The following is a 16,729-nucleotide window of genomic DNA, read 5'->3' as shown; positions in this document are numbered from 1 at the left end:
GCGCCTTCGACCCCGGCTGGGTGAGCAAGTCAAGCGCCGGGATCGGTCCGCGTCCGTTCATGGGAGAGATTGTGTGGAATCTGGGCACGCCGCGGGGCCATCGGACTGGTGCGCCACGGGGTGTCCCACGGCGGGACATGCTTGCTCCTAAGCAAAATCAATGGCTTGCAGAGACGGATTCACCTTTCGTCAACACATCGACGAATCCTGACCCTGTCTTTGAGGCTAACCGAATCTGAACCTGTGACGGGCACGATGCCCGCATGGCAACCAGAACGGGGCCCCGATGACGCAAACGCTTTGCACCGGCATGATGATCGCCGCGACCCTGGGGGGCGCGGCGGGAGCCACGCCCGTTTCACTTCTGTCCGACGGGCTTTTCCGCACGGACCGCGCGGCCTTCATCGCGCTGGAGGACGACGCGATCGCGCCGGGCGGCGGTTTTCCCGCGGCCCGCGGCATCCTTCAGCCGGTGGAGAGGACGGGGGAGGACGACGACCGCCCCGGCGGCCCGAGCCTGTTCGCCATGCTCGACGGCGCAAGCCTGTGGCAGCCGACCCCGCGCGCGGGGCTGGGGCTGCGCCAGGGCGCCGATTTCACCGGGACGCTGGCGGCGCGCGCGTCGCGGCTGCGCGACATCATCGCCAAGGCCGAGGCCGGGCGCGCCGGGTTCGACGCGGTCCAGCACGGCGCGAAGATCCCGCCGCCGAACGCCCCCACGCGGATGACGATCGCCGAGATCTACGCCTGGATCGACGCCACGCCGCGACAGCCGCATGCGATCGGACGCTACCAGTTCATCCCGTCGACCCTGCGCGCCCTGGTCGAGGCGCTCGAGATCGACCCCGCCACGCGATTCTCGCCAGCCGTGCAGGACCGGCTGGCCGACCGGTTGCTGGCGCAGGCGGGGATGCACGCCTTCAAATCGGGCGCGCTGTCACGGGACCGCTTCATGCTGAACCTCGCCCGTATCTGGGCCGGGCTGCCGACCGCGTCGGGCAAATCCTTCTACGAAGGCTATGCCGGCAATTCCGCCACCATGAGTTGGCAGTCGTTCGAGACCGCGATGGCCGACATCTTCCCCGCCCGGCCCCGCCCGCAGGCGAATCGATAGCACCGGAGCAGGCGCCGTCAGACCAGCGCCATCAGCTTGTGCGCGGCTTCCTTGCTGGATGCCGGGTTCTGCCCGGTGACGATTCCGCCATCCATCACCACGAAGGACGCCCAGTCCTCGCCCTTCTCGTAGTGCCCGCCATTGGCGTTCAGCATGTCCTGGACCAGGAAGGGCACCACGGTGTTCAGGCCGACGGCCTTTTCCTCGGAATTTGCGAAGCCGGTCACCAGCCGCCCCGCGATCAGCGCGCGCCCGTCCGGACCCTTGGGGTTCTTGAATACCGCGGGCGCGTGGCAGACTGCGCCGATGGGCTTTCCGGCCGCGGCGAAGCGTTCGATCAGCGCGGTGCTGTGGGCGTCGTCGGCCAGGTCCCAAAGGGGCCCGTGGCCGCCGGGATAGAAGATCGCGTCGAAGTCATCCGCGCTCACCGTCGACAGAGGCGCGGTCCCCGACAGCGCGCGCTGCGCCTCGGAATCGTCCCTGAAGCGGCGGGTGGCGTCGGTCTGGGCGTTCTCGGCATCACTGGCGGGGTCCACCGGCGGCTGCCCGCCCTGGGGCGAGGCCAGCGTGACCTCGGCGCCCGCATCGCGGAAGGCGTAGTAGGGTGCTGCGAATTCCTCGAGCCAGAAGCCTGTCTTGCGCCCGGTATCGCCCAATCCGTCATGCGAGGTCAGAACCATCAGGATTCTCATCGGTGGTCGTCCTTTCGCTATGTCCCTCGGTCTTCGGCATCGCGGCGATGCCGTCCGTCATCAGGTCTACGTGTCCGGACCGGGCGCGTTCCGCGCCGGCGCCGCATATCTTCGTGACCTGCGCGCATTCCGGCCCTTGCCCCGTCACGCCGCCGGCTGGCACAGTCGCGCCAGGACGGTCGCGAGGGGGAAGAGCATGGAGAACGGGCGCGTGATCATTGCCGGCGGCGGCATCGGCGGGCTGACGCTGGCGTTGACGCTGCACGGGATCGGCGTGCCCTGCACGGTGGTCGAGGCGGCGCGCGAGATGCGGCCGCTGGGCGTGGGAATCAACCTGCAGCCGAACGCGGTGCGCGAACTGATCGACCTCGGGCTGGACGAGGAGGCGCTGCATCGCGTCGGACTGCCGATCCGTGAATGGGCGCTGGTGGGCCTGAACGGCCGCGAAGTCTATGCCGAGCCGCGCGGCCGCGACGCGGGCTATGCCTGGCCGCAGATCGCCTGCCATCGCGGCGAATTCCACATGCTGCTGTATCGCACGCTGGTGGCGCGTGCCGGTCCGGACGCGGTGCGGCTGGGGGCGAAGGTTACCGGCTATCGCGCCGTTGCCGACGGGGCCGAGGCGACGGTCGAGGCCGATGCCGGCACCGAGACGCTGCGCGGCCGCCTGCTGATCGGCGCCGACGGCATCCACTCGGCCGTGCGCGCGCAGATGCACCCGGACCAGCCGCCGATCCACTGGGGCGGCGCGCTGATGTGGCGCGGGACGGTGCGCGCGAAGGCGCCACGTTCGCCCGCGTCCTTCGTGGGGCTGGGGACGCACCGGCAGCGGATGGTGCTGTATCCGATTTCGCAGCCGGACGCGGACGGGCTGTCGCTGCTCAACTGGATCGCCGAGGTCACGGTCGAGGGCGACGGCACCTGGCCGCACAAGGGCTGGTTCCGCCCGGTGCCGGTGTCGGCGTTCATCCACCACTTCGACGATTATCGCTACGACTGGCTGGACGTGCCCGCGCTGCTGTCGGGCGCCGACGGCGCCTACGAGAATCCGATGATCGACCGCGACCCGGTGGATACATGGGTCGACGGGCCGGTCGCGCTGATGGGCGACGCGGCACACGCGATGTATCCGACCGGGTCCAACGGGGCGAGCCAGGCCATCGTTGACGCCCGTGTGCTGGGCGCGCAGATGCTGCGCCATGGGGTCACGCCCGACGCGCTGGCGGCGTATGATGCGCAGTTGTGCGGGCCGATCTCGAAACTCGTGCTGCGGAATCGGGGCGCGGGTCCGTTCGGGCTGCTGAACCTGCTCGACGATCGCTGCGGCGGGGTGTTCGACAATGTCGACGCGGTGATCGCGCCGGAGGAACGCGCGGCCTTCATGGCCGGTTACAAGTCCGCCGCCGGCCTCGCCATCGACGCGCTGAACGCGGCACCGCCAACGATCCCGGCGCAGGCACGCGTGGCCTAGCGCAGGCGGCGCAGCAGGTACGTGTCCATGATCCAGCCGTGCCGCTCGCGCGCGGCGCGGCGCGTCCCGGCGATGTCTTCGGCCACGTCCTCCACGCGTCCGCTGCGCAGGATCTGGTCCTCGCTGCCCAGATAGGCGCCCCACCAGATGTGCAGCCCCTCGGGTTCGAGGTCGCTGAACCGGCACTCGGCGTCCAGCATGACGACGAGGGTGTCCGCCCCGGCGGGCCAGCCCCCGTCGTGGAGCCGCCGGCCGGTGGTGATGGTTACAGGGCCGTTCACGGTGTTGAGCGGAATGGCATGCGCCGCCGTCAGTGCCTGGATCGCGGTGATGCCGGGCACGACGCGGAGGCGCGGGCGCGGGTCCAGCCGCTTGGCGATGCGCATCGTGCTGTCGTAGAGCGACGGATCGCCCCAGACGAGCAGCGCCACCGGCCCGTCCGGCGCGTCGCGCAGCGCTGCCTGCCAACGGTGTGCGATCTCGTCGTGCCAGGCGGCGACGCGGGCCTGGTAGGGCAGCGACTCGTCGCGCACGGGGTAATCGAACGGGATCACGCGTGCGGTCGCGCCAGCGGCTTCGAGGATGCGGTGGCGCAGATGCGCGAGGTCGTCCTTGCCCGACTTCCGGGGCAGCAGGATCGCTGCAGCCTCGCGCAGCGCCTGCACGCCTTCCAGCGTGACATGCCCGGGCGAGCCGGTGCCGATGCCGACAAGCCAGAGATCGCGGATCATGGGCGTCCTCGGTGATACATGCGCATGAAAAGGCCCGGGCCTTCGCGCGAAGACCCGGCCCCGATGTCGAAGGTTCAGGCCGCCGAGTGCAGGCGCGGCGTGAGTAGACCCTGCGGCACGCGGCCGCGCAGCGCCTTGGCACCGGCCAGCGCCGCCAGGTCCACGATCGGCTCGACCAGCAGGACGACGGCGTAGGCGGCGGCGAAGGTCGCCACCGAGGCCGCGCTTTCCGCGCCCACGCCCTGGCCGTAGAACACCCAGAACGCGACCCAGGCGACGACGCCGCCCTGGTAGGTCGCCGACAGCTTCAGCACGTCGGCGTAGCGCAGGTCGACGTAAGGAGTGCCGGCGGGGATCACCCGGCGCGCCAGCGCGGTCATCGCGAACAGCGGCACCAGCAGCGTCGTCGCGTTGACGAAGAACATCGGCAGGTCCGTGGGCGCCAGCGTCAGGCCCTGCAGCAGCAGGCCCAGCATCAGCCCGATCGCGGCGGGCGCGGCACCCAGCAGCAGGAACAGCGTGGTCCCCAGGATGAAGTGCACCTCGGACACGCCGGCCTGGAAGTTCGGCAGAACCTCGAAGAAGGCGAAGGTGCCGATGGTGGCCAGGCCCGCGCGCAGCGCCAGCGTCGCGGCCTTCGCGCTGCACAGTTCCTGCCAGCTCAGTTTCGCGGTGTAGCCGATGGCCCCTGCGGCGGTGGCGGTGGCGAGGCCCATCTTGGCCGCGTCGACGACGCCCGGTTCGATATGCATGTCTGTCCCTTCCATATGGTGCTGCCCCTCCGGCAGCGGGAGTGGTGGCCCTTCGGGCCTTCTTGGCGTGCGGCCGGTCTCCTGGCTTGCGGGTCGATGCGCCTTCGGTCCTTCCCGGCCCGTCGGGCCAGTGGATATTCCTCGACGCTCACCGCTTACAGTTGCGGGGGCAGCCCGGGATTCGCACCCGGTTCCCAGTGTCGCCTGCGCGACACCGCACGATGTCACTGTGTCAGCCCGCCCCGTCCCGCTCAAGGTCAAATGCGACGCTTGGCCGTCGGCTAGCGGCCGCCTCAAGCATCGGCCAGCGGCCCGTAGAGGATCAGCGCGGGCTTGTTGCCGATCTCGCCCGCCAGCCGGTCGGCCAGCGCGGCGACGGTGTGGCGCGAGACGTGTTGTTCGGGCGTGCTCACGGCTTCGGCCAGGATCGCCGGGGTGGAGGCCGGCAGGCCGCGCGCCAGCAGCTTGGCCAGCAGCGCCGGGAAGGTCCGTTTGCCCATGAACACCACGGTGGACGCCGCCGGATCGGCCAGCGCGTCGAGGTTGACGTCCTCGGGCAGGGCGCCGGTGATGTCGTGGCCGGTGACGAACTGCACCCGCCGCGCGGTCAGCCGCCGGGTCAGCGGGATGCCGGCGGCGGCGGCGGCCGCGCAGGCCGAGGGCACCCCGGGCACGATCTCGTACTCGATGCCGGCGGCGCGCACGGCGATCAGCTCTTCCTCGAGCCGGCCGAAAAGCCCGCTGTCGCCGGATTTCAGCCGCACGACGCGGGCATTGTCCTGCGCGTATTCGACCAGCAGGCGGCTGACGTGGTTCTGCTTGGGCGACGCCCGCCCGGCGCGCTTGCCTACACCGACGAGGTCCGCGCCGCGCCGCACGTGGTCCAGGATCGGCCCCGAGGCGAGGTCGTCGAACAGCACCGCGTCCGCGCGCTTGAGGCGGTCGACGGCCTTCAGGGTCAGAAGTTCGGGGTCGCCGGGGCCGGAGCCAACGAAGCTGACGAAGCCGGTCATGGAGCCTCCTCGGCGGCGATGAGGTGGAAGAACGTGCCGGACGCGTGGCCGCGGACCGAGCCGGTTTCCGGCACCGGGTTGCCGTCGGCATCCGCGACATGCGCCAGCGGAGCGTCGGGCTGTTCGAGGATGGTCGAGTAGTGGAACTCGTGGCCCCGCAGCGCGGTCCCAGGCGCGTGGCCGGGCAGGGCCGAATGCAGCACCGCCCGGCGATAGCCCAGGTGGAACTTGCGCTTCTCGTAGCTGGTCACGAGGCCAAGCAGCCCGGCCATTTCGTGCCGCTCGCCCTCCTTGTCGATCAGCGCCTCGCCCAGCACCATGTAGCCGCCGCATTCGCCGTGCACGGGGCGGGTTTCGGCGTGTCGGCGCAGGCCGTCGAGGAAGCTCGTCGCGGCCGCGATCCGGCCGGCGTGAAGCTCGGGGTAGCCGCCCGGCAGCCAGACGAGGTCGGCGCCTGCATCGGGCGCCTCGTCGGCCAGCGGCGAGAAGGGCAGGATCTGCGCGCCCTTGGCCTGCCAGCCCTCCAGCAGGTGCGGGTATGTGAAGCTGAACGCCGCGTCGCGGGCGATGGCGATGCGCTGCGCCGGCGGGTCGGGCAGGGCGCCGCCGGTCGGCAGCGCGTGGCCCGCCGCGGCGGCGCGGATGGCGGCCAGGTCGACGTTGTCGCGCAGGAAGGCGGCGTAACCGGCGATGGCGGCGTCGAGATCGGGATGCTCGACCGCCTGGATCAGGCCCAGGTGGCGCTCGGGCAGGGCCAGGTCGCCGCGCCGGGGCAGCGAGCCGAGCACGGGGATGCCTGCGCGCTCCATCCCCGCGCGCACCAGCCGGTCGTGCCGGGGCGAGGCGACGCGGTTCAGGATCACCCCGGCGAAGGGCAGGTCGGGCGCGTAGTCCCGAAAGCCCATCGCCGTCGCGGCGGCCGACTGGGCCTGCCCGCCCACGTCGACCACCAGCACCACGGGCCAACCCATCGCCTGAGCCGTCTCGGCGCTGTTGCCGAACCCTTGCTGGCCGCGCGTGGCGACCCCGTCGTAGAGGCCCATCGACCCTTCGGCCACGCACAGGTCGGCGCCCTGCGCGCGCGCGGCGATCGCGTTCCACAGGTGCGGCCCCATCGCCCAGCCGTCGAGGTTGAACGACGCCCGCCCGCTGGCCGCGAGGTGGAAGGCCGGGTCGATATAGTCGGGGCCGGACTTGAACGGCTGGACGGTCATGCCGTCCTCGGCCAGTGCGCGCAGCAGGCCCAGCATCACGGTCGTCTTGCCGGTCCCCGAGGCGGGGGCCGAGATCATCAGGCCGGGAATATCAGCCATCGTCGGCCCTCTCGCTCTCGGGGGTCCAGCCGGCCCAGGGGCTTTCGGCCGATTGCGGGCGGTAGCGGCGGTCGTAATCCGCAGCGTAAAGCCGGCTTTCGTCGAAGCCTTCGCCGGCCAGCGCCGGACCCACGAGGATCAGCGCGGTGCGGGTGATGCCGTCGTCGAGGCGGCTTTCGATGTCGGCCAGCGTGCCGCGGAGGATGCGCTCGTCCGGCCAAGAGGCGCGGAAGACGATCGCCACCGGGCAGTCGGCGCCGTAGGCGGGCGTCAGGTCGGCGACGACCGAGCGGAGGTTCTGGATCGACAGGTGGATCGCCAGCGTCGCGCCGGTCGCGGCGAAGTTGGCCAGCGTCTCGCCCCGCGGCATCGACGAGGCGCGCCCCGGCGTGCGGGTCAGCACCACCGATTGCGCGAGGCCGGGCAGGGTCAACTCGGCCCCGAGGGCGGCGGCGGCGGCCGAGAAGGACGGCACGCCGGGCGTGACGGTGAAGGGAATGTCCAGCGCGCGCAGGCGGCGGATCTGTTCGCCCATCGCGGACCAGACCGACAGGTCGCCGGAATGCAGCCGCGCCACGTCGTGGCCCGCGTCGTGCGCGGCGCGGATCTCGTCCATGATCGCGTGGAGGTCCATCGGCGCGGTGTTCACGATCCGCGCGCCGGGCGGGCAATGGTCCAGCACCGCCTCGGGCACCAGCGACCCGGCGTAGAGGCAGACCGGGCAGGCGGCGATCAGGTCGCGGCCGCGCAGGGTCAGCAGGTCGGGCGCGCCGGGGCCGGCGCCGATGAAATGCACTGTCATGGTGTCGCTTCCGTCCGTGTCGTGGCAAGCGCGCAGGTGGCCATCCTGTCGCCCGAGATCGCCCTGGGTGCAAGCAGCCGCGCGCCGGGACCGGCGGCGGCGAGGGCGGCGGCTTCGGCGACCGAGCCGGTGCCATGCGCGGCTAGGGATGCTTCCGAGTGCGTGGCGGTCTCCTGCGCCGCCAGCGCCTCAGGCGGGACGGCGGTGACGGGCAGGGACAGCGCGTCGGCAAGCGCGCGGAAGGCCGGCGCCTCGGCCTTGTCGGCGGCGGTGGCCAGCGCGTCGGCGTCCTTGCCCGCGCGGGCGAGCGCGTCGCGCAGGCTGTCCGCGGTCGCGGCCGCGCGGAACCCAAAGCCGGCGACGATCACAGCGTGACGCTCCATTGCACGATCGGGTAGGCAGCCTTCCAGCCGCGCCTGGGACCGATGGGTGCTGCCTGCGACAGCTCCAGCCGCAGAAGATCGCCGCCGAGGCGGGCGTGCGCGCTGCCGAGCAGGGCCTCCGACTCCAGCGTGACGGCGTTGGCGACGATGCGCGTGCCGGGGCGCAACGCGCACAGCCGGTCGAGCAGCGCCTGCGACAGTCCGCCGCCGACGAATACAGCGTCCGGAGGGTCGAGCCCTTCGAGCGCATCGGGTGCTGCGCCGGTCACCACGCGCAGCCGGTCCTGCCCCAGCCTTGCGGCGTTTTCCGCGATGCGGGTAGCGCGGGCCGGGTCGCGTTCGACGCAGGTGGCGCGCAGCGTCGCATCGCTCAGCAGCCATTCGATCGCGATCGAGCCGGAGCCGCCGCCGATGTCCCAAAGATGCTCGAACGGGCGCGCGGCGAGGGCCGACAGGGTCAGCGCGCGCACGGGGCGCTTCGTGAGCTGGCCGTCGTTGTCGAACCAGTCGTCCGGCCGGCCCGAGGCCAGCGGCAGGGTGGCGCCGTCGCCGTGAACTTCGACCGCCACGCAGACCGGATGCGCGAATGCGCCCGACAACGCGTCAGCGCGCGCCTCAATCATCGCCTCGCGCGGGCCGCCGAGGGCTTGCAGGACCCACAGGGTCGAGGCGCCGAAGCCCTCGGCGCAGAGGTACTCGGCCACCGCGCGCACGGCGGCGCCGTCGCGCAGCAGCACGATCAGGCGTCGCCCCGCCGCCAGCGCCGGGCGCAGGCGCGGCAGCGGTGCCGCGTGCAGGCCGAAGCAGGCGGTCGTCTCGAGCGGCCATCCCAGCCGCGCGGCCGCCAGCGAGAACGCCGACCGGCCGGGATAGGCGCGCCATTCCGCGGGCGCCAGCCGTCTCGCCAGCGTCGTGCCGGCGCCGAACCAGAACGGGTCGCCCGATGCCAGCGCCACCGTGGCCGTGCCGCGAAAGCCCAGCAGCGTCTCGACCCCGTCCGCGAAGGGCACCGGCCAGTCCACGCGCCGCGCGCCGCCTTCCGGCAGCAGCGCCAGGTGCCGCGGCGGCCCCATGACGATTTCGGCCGCCTCCAGCGCCTGACGGCTTGCGGCGCAGAGGCCATCCGGCCCATCCTCGCCCAGACCGACGATGGTGAGCCAGGGAGCGTCAGCCATGAAACCCAACCTGCTTGTCCTCGGCGGCACGGTCGAGGCCACGGCCCTGTGCCGCGCACTGGCCGAGGCGGGCATCTCGGGCACGATCAGTTTCGCCGGACGAGTCGACCGCCCCGTGCGTCAGCCGCTGCCGCAGCGGGTGGGCGGCTTCGGCGGCGTCGACGGGCTGGTCGCCTACCTGCGCGACCACGGGATCACCCACGTGGTCGACGCGACGCATCCCTTCGCCGCGCAGATGAGCGCCAATGCCGTCGCCGCCTGCGCCGAGGCCCGCGTGCCGCTGGTCGCGCTGACCCGGCCGCCCTGGCAGGCGCAGCCGGGCGACGAGTGGATCCGCGTTCCGCACATCGCCGGTGCCGTTGCGGCGCTCGACCGGCCGCGGGCCCGCGTGATGCTGGCCGTGGGGCGGATGCACCTGGCGGACTTCGCGCCCAACCCGCAGCACGCCTACCTGCTGCGCCTCGTCGATCCGCCGAAGGAGCCGCTGCCGTTCCCGGACGCGACGGTGATCGTGGATCGCGGGCCATTCTCCGAGGAGGGCGACCTTGCGCTGATGCGCGAGCACGGAACCCAGATCGTCGTGTCGAAGAACGCCGGCGGCACCGGCGCGGTGGCCAAGATCGCCGCCGCGCGGGCGCTTCGCCTGCCGGTCATCATGATCGACCGCCCGGCGCTGCCCGCGCGGGACGAGGTGCATTCGGTCGCGGACGCGCTGCGCTGGCTGGATCATGCCGGCACCGACCTCGGGGTATAGACGAAGGGCGCGCCGTCGCGGTGGATGATCCGCGTGGTCGAGGAGCCGACGATGACCACGGAGCGCATGTCGGCCATGTCGGGTGTCGCCTCCGGGAGCGGCACGATGCGGATGGATTCCTCCGGGGTCGAGACTGCGCGGGCGAAGATCACCGGGCGCGCGTCTCGGCAGGCGTCGTTCAGCACCGCCAGCGTGCGCGCGAAGCCCTCGGGCCGCGACTTCGAGCGCGGGTTGTAGAAGGCCATGGCGAAATCGGCCTCGGCGGCGAGGCGCAGGCGCTTCTTGATCAGGTCCCACGGCTTGAGGTTGTCGCTGAGGTTGATGGCGCAGAAATCGTGCCCCAGCGGCGCGCCCGCGCGGGCGGCGGCGGCCAGCATCGCGGTGATGCCCGGCATCACGCGGATGTCCAGGTTGCGCCATTCCGGCGGCCCGGCCTCGACCGCCTCGAACACGGCCGAGGCCATGGCGAAGACGCCGGGGTCGCCCGAGGAGACGACCACCACCTGCCGCCCCTCGGCCGCCATCTCGAGCGCGTGGCGCGACCGCTCCAGCTCGACCCGGTTGTCGGACGGGTGCAGCGTGAGGCCGGGACGTTCGGCCACCCGCGCGACGTAGGGGATGTAGCCGACCACGTCCGTGGCCTGCGCCAGCGCCTGCGTCACCTCGGGTGTGATCAGGGTCTCGGCGCCGGGACCGAGGCCCGCGATGACGAGCGATCCGCTCATGGCCGGCGCCCCTGTCCGTGCACCACGATGATCGAGAAGTAGGGCGTGACGCGGCCTTCGGCGTCGGCGAGGCGAGACACGGTCTGGCCCTCCATGCTGGCGTATTCCACCAGCCAGGCGTCGTCGTAGCGGCCAGCTTTGCGCAGGGCGCCGCGGATCTTGTCCATGTTGCGGCCGATCTTCATCACCACCAGCGCGTCGGCGCGGGCCATGTGGTCGGCTAGGTCGTCCTCGGGCAGGGTGCCCATCAGCACCGACAGCACGTCGCAGCCCCAGGTGACCGGCATTCCTGTCGCGGTCCAGGCCGCCGACATGCCGGTGATGGCCGGGACCACCTGCACCGGCACGTGGTCCTTCAGGCGCGTGTAGAGATGCATAAACGAGCCGTAGAAGAACGGATCGCCTTCGCACAGCACGACCACGTCCTCGCCGCCCTCGGCCAGCGCGCGCAGGTGCGTGGTGCAATCGGCGTAAAAGTCCGACAGCACCGCGTTGTAGCGCGGATCGCTGAAGTGGATCTCGGTCGTCACCGGGTATTCCATAGGGAACTCGACCGTCGATTCGGGCAGGATCCCGTCGACAATGCGTCGCGCCTGGCCAGGCTTGCCCGCCTTGCGGAAATAGGCCACGTGGCGGGCATTCCGCAGCAACCGGTCGGCGCGCACGCTCATCAGGTCCGGGTCGCCAGGGCCGAGCCCCAGCCCGTGGATCGTGCCGGCCGTGGTCATTCCGCGCGGCTCGCGATGGCGTTGATCGCGGCGACGGTGATCGCGCTGCCGCCGAGCCGGCCCTCGACGATGCAGCAGGGCACCGGCTGCGCTGCCCACAGCGCGTCCTTCGATTCCATCGCGCCAACGAAGCCCACCGGGCAACCGATGATCGCGGCCGGGCGCGGGCAGTCGGGGTCTTCCAGCATGTTGAGCAGGTGGAACAGCGCGGTGGGCGCGTTGCCGATCGCCACGAGCGCGCCCGACAGGTGTGGGCGCCACAGCTCCAGCGCGGCGGCGCTGCGCGTGTTGGCCATCTCCTGCGCCATGTCGCGCACGCCGTCCTCGTGCAGCGTGCAGATAACCGCGTTGTCGGACGGCAGCCGCGGCCGCGTGACGCCCTCGGACACCATGCGCGCGTCGCACAGGATCGGACGGCCTGCCTCCAGCGCGGCGCGCGCGGCGGCGACGAAGCCGGGCGAAAAACGGATGTGACGCTCCAGCCCGACCATGCCGGCGGCGTGGATCATGCGCACGGCGACCTGTTCCTCGTCCGGCGTAAAGCGGCCCAGATCGGCCTCGGCCCGGATCGTGGCGAAGGATTGCCGGTAGATCGCGGCGCCGTCGGTTTCGTAGCTGTAGGGCATCAGAGGTCTTCCAGATCGGTGATGGTGCGGGGATCGAGGCCCGCAGCGTGCGGGGCGTCCCACGGCGCGCCGTCCTTCACAAGGTCGAAACGTCCGTCCCGGCCCACGAGCGTGATCGCGGCGGCGCGCGGATGGGCGCAGCCCTTGGCGCAGCCCGAGACGTGCAGCGGGACGGTGTGGTCTGTGCGGGCGGTCGCGGCGAGGCGCATCGCCAGCGGCCGCGTCTCGATGCTGGCCTGCGGGCAGTAGGGCGCGCCGGGGCAGGCATGGGCGCGCATGGCGGGGTCGCCCGGGCCTGTGACGAAGCCCTCCGCCTCGGTCACGCGCGCGCCGCGCAGCAGGAAAAGGCGGTCGGTCATCAGCCGCAGGTGGGTCGCGCCGCTGTCGCGGATCAGTTTGCTCAGCGCGGCCGCGTCGAGCGCGCCGAAGGGCGCACCGAGGATCGTGCCGATTGACGCCGGACCCGGCTCGACGGGGGCGGAGGCGGGGCGGGGCGGGGCGACCTGCCAGTCGGCGGGCAGTGCGGAGCCGGTTTGGAGATGGCGCGCCATGCGGCCGGCGCGTAGCCCGCCGGTGTCGACGAACCAGGCGGCCATCTCGACCAGCGCCGCCATCGCGGTCGCCTCGGTCACCGGGCGGCCCCCCTCGGCACCGTCGGCGCGCAGGATCAGGCCGGTCGTCCCGATCTCGAACCGGAAATCGGCCGAGGCCGCCTGCAGCCACGCCTCCGTCCCGATATCCAGCGCGAAGCCCATCTTGCCCGGCAGGTCGGGCAGGCGCGGCAGCGTCGTCAGCAACGCGTCGTGCAGCCGGTGGGTCAGGTCGCCCTTTGCCCAATCCGGCGCCATCAGGATGTTGCGATGCGCCTCGACGGCCGGGTCGGCGTCGATCAGGCCCAGCGCGTCGAGCGCGGCCAGCAGTGCCGGGTGATCCTCGGCGTCGACGCCGCGGATCTGCAGGTTCGCGCGCGAGGTCAGGTCGAGCGCGCCGCTGCCGAAGCGCCGCGCCAGGTCGCACAGCGCCAGCGCCTGTTCGGCCGTCAGCTCGGCGCGGAAGGGACGGACGCGCACCACCAGCCCGTCGCCCGACAGCATCGGGCGGTGCGCGCCGGGGCACCAGCCCTTGACGATGGGCGCGCTCATTCCCCGGCCTCCAGCCCGGCCAGAACCGAGTTGCGCCGCGTGCGCCACAGCCCCGCTGCCAGCAGGTCGGCAAACCGCGCCTTCATCGCCGCGTGTGCGCCGGGATTGGCGTCGCGTAGGAAGGCGTCGGTCTCGGCATGGCCCAGCGTGGCGTCGTGGTAAGCGTCGAACAGGTGCGGCGACACCGCCCCCGCCAGGTGCGCGAAGGCGGCCATGTGGTCCAGCGTGGCGGCGATCTGCGCCGCGCCTTGGAAGCCATGCCGCCGCATCCCCGCGACCCAGTCGGGATTGGCCGCGCGGGCCATGACGACGCGGGCAATCTCTTCGGGCAGGGCGCGGGCGCGGGGCTTCGCAGGGTCGATCGAGTCGAGGTGGTAGAGCGTCGCGTGCCCGCCGGTGATCGCCTGCGCGGCGGCGAAGCCGGCCTCGTGCGCGGCATAATCCGACGCCAGCAGCAGGTCGGTCTCGGGCAGGTCCTGCAGGTGCACGAAGGCCTCGGCACCGGCCACGGCGTCCCGGATGCCGTCCGGGTCGCGCACCGCGCGCTCGCCGTCCTGCGCCCAGGAGGACGCCGCCAACCACGCCTCGCCCGCTGCCTGCCGCGCGGCCGGGGTGAAGTGCTCCAGCGCGTCGCCCATGCCCAGGCCGAACTGGCCGGGTGCGGGGCCGAAGACGCGCGGGGGGGCTTCCCGGCCCGCGAAGGGGTTCCAGTCCGGCGCCTCGTCACGGGCGGCCAGCGCGCGCACCGCCTGCGCGTGCAGCGCCGTCAGCGTCGGGAACACGTCGCGGAACAGGCCCGAGACGCGCAGCGTCACGTCGGCGCGCGGGCGGTCGAGCTCGGCGATCGGCAGCACCTCGATGCCCGAGACGCGTTCGGAGCCCGCGTCCCAGACGGGGCGGACGCCCATCAGGTGCAGCGCCATGGCGAATTCCTCGCCCGCCGTGCGCATGGTGGCCGAGCCCCACAGGTCGACCACGAGGCTACGCGGCCAGTCGCCCTCGTCCTGCAGGTGGCGGCGGACCAGTTCCTCGGCCAGGCGCACGCCCTGCGCATGGGCCGCCCGGCTGGGCACCGATCGCGGATCGGTGGTGAACAGGTTGCGCCCGGTGGGCAGCACGTCCGTCCGGCCGCGATAGGGCGAACCCGACGGCCCCGGCGCGATCCGCCGACCGTCCAGCGCGTCGAGCAGCGCCTGCCGTTCCGCGTCAGCCGAGGCCGTGGTGTCGAAGCCAGCGCCGCTCTCGGGCCGGCCCCAGACGTGCAGCCCGTCGCCGAACTGGCTTTCCTTCACGTCGCAGACGAAGCGGTCGATCCGGGTGATCGCCTCGGCCGGGCAGGACGCGCGGTCGAGGCCGAGATCGTCCTCGACGCCCAGAGATTGAGCCTCGGTGCGGATGTCGGATTGCAGCCGGTCGCGGCGGGCGGGGTCCAGCCCGTCGGCGTTCGAGAACTCGTCCAGCAGCGCCTCCAGCCGCGCCAGCCGGTCGGGGGTGCGGCTGTCGCGCATCGGCGGCGGGACGTGGCCGATGGTCAACGCGCCGATGCGACGCTTGGCCTGCGCGGCCTCGCCGGGGTCATTGACGATGAACGGGTAGATCACCGGCAGCGGCCCCGTCAGCGCCTCGGGCCAGCATTCGGCCGAAAGCGCCACGGACTTGCCCGGCAGCCATTCCAGCGTGCCGTGCGCGCCGATATGCACCAGCGCGTCGGCGTTGCGCTGCAGCCAGAGGTAGAAGGCGACGTAGGCGTGGCGCGGCGTGCGTGACAGGTCGTGGTACTCGTCGCCGCGATTGTCGGGCGTTCCGCGTTCGGGTTGCAGCGCCAGCCAGCTTTGTCCCAGCGGCAGGGCGGCGAAGCGGAAGGCGTCGCCGTCGACATCCGGGTCAGCTTCGGGGGCGCCCCAGGCGGCGTGCAGGTCGTCGCGCAGGGCCTGCGGCAGACTCGCCAGCGCGGTGCGGTACGCGGCGACGGGCCAGTGCAGCGGCCTGTCGGCAAGGGGTGCCTCGAAACGGTGCGGCAGGTCGGCGACGCCGTAGCCGACGGCGCGCAGGTCGTCCACGATGGCGCGCGCGGATGCCGGCGCGTCCAGCCCCACCGCGTGGCCCATGTTCCAGTCCTTGCCGGGGTAGGTCGACAGGACCAGCGCGACGCGCCGGTCTGCGGCGGGGCGCCGCGCCAAGCGCAGCCAGCCATCGACGCGGTCGGCAATCGCATCGACCCGATCAGGAGCCGCCACGTGGGCGAAGCGCGCGAATTGCAGGTCGGGATCGCGGGCCTGCGGTTGCTTGAACGACGCGACGCCGCCCAGGATGCGGCCGTCTACCTCGGGCAGGACCACGTGCATGGCGAGGTCGGCGGGCGACAACCCGCGCTCGGCCTCGGCCCAGGCCTTGCGGGTCGAGGTGGCCAGCGCGACCTGGAAGACCGGCACGCCGCCCGCGTCCAGAGGCGAGGCGCCGTCCGCGCCCTTGCCCGAAAAGGCGGTGGCGTTGACCACGGCGTCGGGCGCGAAATGGCGCACCTGCCGCGCGAGCCAGCCCGCCGCATCGGGCGCCTTGAGCGACGGCGCAAAGAGCGCACGCACGGCGTAGCCCTTGGCCTCGAACGCGGCGTAGAGCGCCTGGATCGGCGCGAGGTCGGCGGCCAGCAGGTAGGAGCGGTAGAAGACGACCATCACCTTCGGCCGGTCGTCCGGGACCAGGTTGGCCACCGGGCAGGCGACGCCGCCCTCGGGCGTCCAGCCGCCGACAACGGGCAGCACCTTGGACCCGCGCACGGGGCCCGCGTAAAGCCCCGCCGCCATGGCCATCTGCGCCAGCGCCGCCTGCGCGGCCACGGCGCCGCCGGTGTCGCAGAGTTCGGTCAGCCGGTGGAGCGTCGAGCGCGGCAGCGTCGAATGCGCATCAAGCCGCTCGTCGGGGCGGCCGTCGGCGGGCAGCACGGCCAGCGCGATGCCCTTGCTCTGTGCAAGCTCACGCACCTGTTGCAGCCCGTATGCCCAGTAAGGCACGCCACCGATCAGCCGGATCAGGATTCCCTTGGCGCCCGACAGCGTGTTGTCGACGTAGGTGTCGACCGACAGCGGGTGCTTCAGCGCGGCGAGGTTGGCCAGCCGCAGCGCGGGCAGGCGGCCGTCGCGTCCGCCTCCGCGATGCCAGCCTTCGGCGAAGGCGCCCAGGTCGCTGTCCGAGAAGGACAGCACGACCAAGTCCGCCGGGTCCTGGCCCAGGTCGGTCGGCGTCTCGGTTTCCTCGAGACCGTGGCTTTCGCGGAAGACGACGTGCATCGGGGTCTCCGGGACCGGCTG

The 16,729-nt window shown here is 72.4% G+C and carries 16 protein-coding genes and 1 riboswitch; of the genes, 3 read left to right on the top strand and 13 right to left on the bottom strand.

All coding sequences use genetic code 11. The annotated features are described in order from the left end of the window. Nucleotides 1-286 precede the first annotated feature (286 nt). Nucleotides 287-1,114: a lysozyme family protein gene (locus tag BLW27_RS09200; protein WP_089882422.1), complete on the top strand. Its 828-nt coding sequence runs from the start codon at nt 287-289 to the stop codon at nt 1,112-1,114. Nucleotides 1,115-1,131: 17 nt separating this feature from the next. Here the strand turns inward: BLW27_RS09200 and BLW27_RS09195 are convergent, their stop codons facing one another. Beyond that, a complete protein-coding gene (locus BLW27_RS09195) occupies nt 1,132-1,806 on the bottom strand; it encodes a type 1 glutamine amidotransferase domain-containing protein (protein WP_089882420.1) in 675 nt (224 codons plus the stop codon). A 196-nt stretch (nt 1,807-2,002) separates the two neighbouring features. Here BLW27_RS09195 and BLW27_RS09190 point away from each other — a divergent pair, with 196 nt between their 5' ends. Beyond that, nucleotides 2,003-3,277, top strand: a complete 1,275-nt coding sequence (locus tag BLW27_RS09190) for a flavin-dependent oxidoreductase (RefSeq protein ID WP_089882418.1) — start codon at nt 2,003-2,005, stop codon at nt 3,275-3,277. Here BLW27_RS09190 and cobF read toward each other — a convergent pair. The 7 genes from cobF to cbiE form a co-directional block, all read right to left on the bottom strand. Further along, entirely contained in the window at nt 3,274-4,008 is a 735-nt protein-coding gene (gene cobF, locus BLW27_RS09185; protein ID WP_089882416.1) for a precorrin-6A synthase (deacetylating), read from the bottom strand. The two genes, BLW27_RS09190 and cobF, sit on opposite strands and share 4 nt — an antisense overlap. Before the next feature lie 74 nt (nt 4,009-4,082). After that, nucleotides 4,083-4,760: an energy-coupling factor ABC transporter permease gene (locus BLW27_RS09180; protein WP_089882414.1), complete on the bottom strand. Its 678-nt coding sequence runs from the start codon at nt 4,758-4,760 to the stop codon at nt 4,083-4,085. 54 nt (nt 4,761-4,814) lie between these two features. Further along, nucleotides 4,815-4,994: riboswitch (cobalamin riboswitch) on the bottom strand. Between the two features lie 59 nt (nt 4,995-5,053). Next, nucleotides 5,054-5,773: a uroporphyrinogen-III C-methyltransferase gene (gene cobA, locus BLW27_RS09175; RefSeq protein ID WP_089882412.1), complete on the bottom strand. Its 720-nt coding sequence runs from the start codon at nt 5,771-5,773 to the stop codon at nt 5,054-5,056. Beyond that, nucleotides 5,770-7,086 (bottom strand): cobyrinic acid a,c-diamide synthase CobB, encoded by a 1,317-nt coding sequence (locus tag BLW27_RS09170; RefSeq protein WP_089882410.1) that lies wholly within the window; start codon nt 7,084-7,086, stop codon nt 5,770-5,772. The genes cobA and BLW27_RS09170 overlap by 4 nt, the downstream gene beginning before the upstream one ends. Next, nucleotides 7,079-7,888 carry a precorrin-4 C(11)-methyltransferase gene (gene cobM, locus BLW27_RS09165; RefSeq protein ID WP_089882408.1) on the bottom strand — a complete coding sequence of 270 codons (810 nt, stop codon included), beginning with the start codon at nt 7,886-7,888 and terminating at the stop codon, nt 7,079-7,081. The genes BLW27_RS09170 and cobM overlap by 8 nt, the downstream gene beginning before the upstream one ends. Continuing rightward, nucleotides 7,885-8,256: a cobalamin biosynthesis protein gene (locus BLW27_RS09160; RefSeq protein WP_089882406.1), complete on the bottom strand. Its 372-nt coding sequence runs from the start codon at nt 8,254-8,256 to the stop codon at nt 7,885-7,887. The genes cobM and BLW27_RS09160 overlap by 4 nt, the downstream gene beginning before the upstream one ends. Continuing rightward, nucleotides 8,253-9,446, bottom strand: coding sequence for a precorrin-6y C5,15-methyltransferase (decarboxylating) subunit CbiE (gene cbiE, locus BLW27_RS09155; RefSeq protein WP_089882405.1), 1,194 nt, complete (start codon nt 9,444-9,446; stop codon nt 8,253-8,255). Before cbiE ends, BLW27_RS09160 begins: the two co-directional genes overlap by 4 nt. Between cbiE and BLW27_RS09150 the strand changes: the two genes are divergently transcribed. After that, nucleotides 9,445-10,200, top strand: a complete 756-nt coding sequence (locus tag BLW27_RS09150; RefSeq protein ID WP_089882403.1) for a cobalt-precorrin-6A reductase — start codon at nt 9,445-9,447, stop codon at nt 10,198-10,200. The genes cbiE and BLW27_RS09150 overlap by 2 nt on opposite strands. Here the strand turns inward: BLW27_RS09150 and cobJ are convergent. From cobJ to cobN, 5 genes are read right to left on the bottom strand one after another with little or no spacing between them, the layout of a single operon-like run. Beyond that, nucleotides 10,173-10,925 (bottom strand): precorrin-3B C(17)-methyltransferase, encoded by a 753-nt coding sequence (gene cobJ / locus BLW27_RS09145; RefSeq protein WP_089882401.1) that lies wholly within the window; start codon nt 10,923-10,925, stop codon nt 10,173-10,175. The two genes, BLW27_RS09150 and cobJ, sit on opposite strands and share 28 nt — an antisense overlap. Then, complete coding sequence (locus BLW27_RS09140) at nt 10,922-11,653, bottom strand: precorrin-2 C(20)-methyltransferase (RefSeq protein ID WP_089882399.1); 732 nt, start codon at nt 11,651-11,653, stop codon at nt 10,922-10,924. The genes cobJ and BLW27_RS09140 overlap by 4 nt, the downstream gene beginning before the upstream one ends. Next, the gene (locus BLW27_RS09135; protein ID WP_089882397.1) at nt 11,650-12,279 is read right to left on the bottom strand and encodes a precorrin-8X methylmutase; all 630 of its coding nucleotides are present in this window, start codon (nt 12,277-12,279) and stop codon (nt 11,650-11,652) included. Before BLW27_RS09135 ends, BLW27_RS09140 begins: the two co-directional genes overlap by 4 nt. Next, the gene (locus BLW27_RS09130; RefSeq protein ID WP_089882395.1) at nt 12,279-13,421 is read right to left on the bottom strand and encodes a cobalamin biosynthesis protein CobG; all 1,143 of its coding nucleotides are present in this window, start codon (nt 13,419-13,421) and stop codon (nt 12,279-12,281) included. Before BLW27_RS09130 ends, BLW27_RS09135 begins: the two co-directional genes overlap by 1 nt. Further along, the gene (gene cobN / locus BLW27_RS09125) at nt 13,418-16,708 is read right to left on the bottom strand and encodes a cobaltochelatase subunit CobN (RefSeq protein WP_089882393.1); all 3,291 of its coding nucleotides are present in this window, start codon (nt 16,706-16,708) and stop codon (nt 13,418-13,420) included. Before cobN ends, BLW27_RS09130 begins: the two co-directional genes overlap by 4 nt. Nucleotides 16,709-16,729 lie beyond the last annotated feature (21 nt).

It is taken from the genome of Citreimonas salinaria (genome assembly GCF_900107235.1).
GTDB classification, from domain to species: domain Bacteria; phylum Pseudomonadota; class Alphaproteobacteria; order Rhodobacterales; family Rhodobacteraceae; genus Citreimonas; species Citreimonas salinaria.
The sequence above is the reverse complement of the archived record's forward strand: the minus strand, read 5'-3'. Positions and strand labels throughout refer to the sequence as shown.